The organism is Nostoc sp. CALU 546, from assembly GCF_048836525.1.
Window position 1 is genome coordinate 1 of sequence record NZ_JAWJTF010000238.1, and the last position, 3,332, is coordinate 3,332.

Annotated in this window: 4 protein-coding genes; 1 reads left to right on the plus strand and 3 read right to left on the minus strand. The window is 41.7% G+C overall.

Annotated elements, in window-relative coordinates:
* Positions 1 to 18: 18 nt before the first annotated feature.
* Positions 19 to 915 carry an acetylglutamate kinase gene (gene argB / locus RRG12_RS42060; RefSeq protein WP_069068581.1) on the minus strand — a complete coding sequence of 299 codons (897 nt, stop codon included), beginning with the start codon at positions 913 to 915 and terminating at the stop codon, positions 19 to 21.
* A gap of 348 nt (positions 916 to 1,263) precedes the next feature.
* Here argB and RRG12_RS42065 point away from each other — a divergent pair, with 348 nt between their 5' ends.
* On the plus strand, positions 1,264 to 1,866 hold the full coding sequence (locus tag RRG12_RS42065; RefSeq protein WP_420760206.1) for a Uma2 family endonuclease: 603 nt from the start codon (positions 1,264 to 1,266) through the stop codon (positions 1,864 to 1,866).
* A 7-nt stretch (positions 1,867 to 1,873) separates the two neighbouring features.
* Here the strand turns inward: RRG12_RS42065 and RRG12_RS42070 are convergent, their stop codons facing one another.
* Positions 1,874 to 2,419: a shikimate kinase gene (locus tag RRG12_RS42070; RefSeq protein ID WP_420760205.1), complete on the minus strand. Its 546-nt coding sequence runs from the start codon at positions 2,417 to 2,419 to the stop codon at positions 1,874 to 1,876.
* Positions 2,420 to 2,639: 220 nt separating this feature from the next.
* Positions 2,640 to 3,206: a transposase gene (locus RRG12_RS42075; RefSeq protein ID WP_420760204.1), complete on the minus strand. Its 567-nt coding sequence runs from the start codon at positions 3,204 to 3,206 to the stop codon at positions 2,640 to 2,642.
* Between the last annotated feature and the right edge of the window lie 126 nt (positions 3,207 to 3,332).

The window sequence follows — 3,332 nt, forward strand, 5'->3', positions numbered from 1 at the left end:
ACTCCTCACTCCTCACTCCTATGAGGTAAACTGCGAACCGAGAATCATTGTCCCAATCCCAACATCAGTAAAGATTTCCAGTAATAGGGCGTGGGGAATGCGGCCATCAATGATGTGTGCTGCACGGACTCCTTGAGCAAGCGATCGCACACAACAACTCACTTTAGGAATCATCCCACCGCTGACTATGCCATTAGCAATCAACTCGCGGGCTTCGCGGATATCTACTTTCGGAATCAAAGTAGATTGATCTTTGTAATCTTTTAAAATTCCACTGGTATCGGTCAGTAAAATTAACTTTTCTGCTCCCAGTGCAGCAGCGATTTCTCCAGCTACAGTATCAGCGTTAATGTTATAAGCTTGCCCTGTTTCGTCTGCGGCGACGCTGGAAACTACCGGAATATAGCCATTGCTAGCGAGGGTGTCCAAAATCTTGATGTTGACATTGCTAACTTCCCCCACAAAGCCGATGCCTTCTTGACCTTGAGGACGGGCTGTAAATAGATTACCGTCTTTACCGCAAAGTCCTACAGCCAATCCACCAGCTTGGTTAATCAGCGCGACAATTTCTTTATTAACTCGACCAACTAAAACCATTTCCACCACATCCATTGTGGCAGCATCAGTGACTCGCAAACCATTCTTAAATTGTGGTTCGATGCCCAGCTTATCTAACCAACTGTTAATTTCTGGGCCACCACCGTGTACTACAATCGGACGCAAGCCCACGCAGGATAAGAATACAATGTCGCGGATAACTTTGTCTTTGAGTGCGCTATCTTTCATAGCTGCACCACCATATTTGACAACAACAGTGCGACCGGCAAATTGTTGAATATAAGGTAGTGCTTCGCTTAGTACACGTACACGAGTGGCTTCAGCTTGCCTGATGTATTCAGAATCGTTGTCCGTCATGAGGAGCCGCCGTTGAGAGTTAAAACCTATTTCAGTAAGTGTAGAAGACTTTGTAACCTGTAACAATGTCTTGTGGCTGCCAAGAGCAAAATAAGCTTTTTGTATAAGTATCACTTACAAAAACTTATTTTTAAGATACAAGATTAGGTGCAGCGTTAGCGGAACCCAACATTATAAATAAACTGCTTAAGGAGCAATATTTCAGTACAACATTATGCCTGATGGTAGTGTTCGGAATAACTGATACCAAATAAATCACTGTTGCCAGATTACCCGACATAACAAGCAAGCGATCGCTCCTTCAAACCTCTAAAATTGGAATTATTCGGCTGAAGCTAGGGAATGAAAATGACCACGCTGCTAATTCAAACTGAAAGCACACCCCTAACGGTAAATTTCCCTTCGCTGGTGCAGATGACAAATGAGCAGTTCTATGAATTCTGCCAAGCCAATGGAGATTTACGAATCGAGCGCACTGCTAATGGTGAAGTTATCGTTATGCCACCAGCTTTTTCAGATACGGGCAACCGTAACTTTAACATTGCTGCACAGCTGGGGAATTGGACTGAACAAGATGGCACTGGCATAGGCTTTGACTCCAGTGCAGGTTTTACACTACCCAATGGAGCAATGCGTTCCCCTGATGCTTCTTGGATTGAACTGGAGCGCTGGAATGCTTTAACAGATGCACAAAAAGCCTCATTTGCACCAATTTGTCCCAGCTTTGTGATTGAGTTACGCTCCTCTAGCGATCGCCTAATAAAATTACAAGACAAAATGCAGGAGTACATCGATAACGGTGCGTTACTAGGCTGGTTAATCGATCGGCAGAATCGAAAAGTCTATATTTACCGTCCGAATCGAGAAGTTGAAATTTTGGATAATCCCGAAGTAGTTAGTGGCAATCCAGAATTACCAGGATTTATCCTGCGTATGGGCAAAATTTGGTAACTTACGCCTAATGTGAAACTTGTGTTTTGAGAATGTTGGGAATTCCCTCAAGTACTCGCTTGGCAATGTCTTCAGGTGTATCCCCCTCTCGCTCGGTGATGTGCAAATCGGCTTGAGAGTATAGTGGTGTTCGTTGTTCGAGGAGCGATCGCAACTTAGCTTTAGGATCGGCATCTTGCAGTAGTGGTCTTGTGGTATCCTCAGCTAAACGGTTGTAAATTATCTCCACTGGCGCATCTAGCCACACTATCAACCCGTGGTGCAAGTAACCCCAATTTTCTCGCCGCAGTACAATGCCCCCACCAGTTGCTATAGTCAACTTTGTAAAAGCACAGACTTGTGAAAGTACATCGCTTTCTAACTGACGAAATCCCGCTTCACCTTCTTGGGCAAATAACTGATTGATAGATTTACCTGTTGCTTGGGCAATAACATCATCCGTATCTACAAACCCATAACCCAATTCCTTGGCTAGTAAGTGCCCTACTGTCGTCTTACCAACGCCCATAATACCAATTAAGTACAGGTTGACTCCTTGTAATAAGCTGCTCACCAGTTGCTTCGCTCCAATTATTAGTTCTGAGTCACAGTTTAAAATTATAAACTCAATGACTCAATCTAAGATTTAAAAATACGGAGTTTTGCATCTATCTCGCAACCAGATATACAAAAGAGCGATCGCGCTATGGGTAGTCACAAAGGCGACGCACCCATCCCAACCAAAACGTAGGGGTTTAGCAATGCTAAACCCCTACACGCCAACACATCTACGACTAAAAAGGTACATCTAATAGCAAACCGTGCTGCTGGGAAATATCACCAGGATTTTCACGATCATTTTCCCATCCTAAAGGATTATTAATAATATATTTTCTAATTGATTCTAAAGATTCTTCATTGCTATTAATATGTTCATAAAAATTTCTTTGCCATACTGAAGATATACCTTTTAGATTGCAAATTTGATTAATCTTTTTGGTAACGGCACTTTTATAAGACCTAATCACACAAGGAATTGAACCAGATACCATTTTGCCATACTTCCTTAGCTCATTCTCGCTGGTAATTGTGTTATGAATCCATAATATTCCATGAATATGATTGGGCATAATCACAAATATATCTAATTGTATGTGTGGAAAATGTTGAGGAATTTCTTGCCAGCAGTTACAAGCAATCGTCCCTAGCAAATTTAATTTCATTTCTCCTTGTTTGATATCACCAAAGATACATTGTCTGTTTTTTGTACAAATGGTAATGAAATATGCACCTTCTTGGGTGTAATCATAATCTTTTAATCGAATAGAACGGCGATGGTGAATTTGTGGATTATAAAACACTGTTATTTTGAGGACTTATCTTGATAAAAGTGAATTTCTGGTGATGGTCACATCGTTGGTATTATTACATTGTAATCCCGTAATATCATGACCTACTAGGGATTACGGCGTAGGGGTTTAGCAATG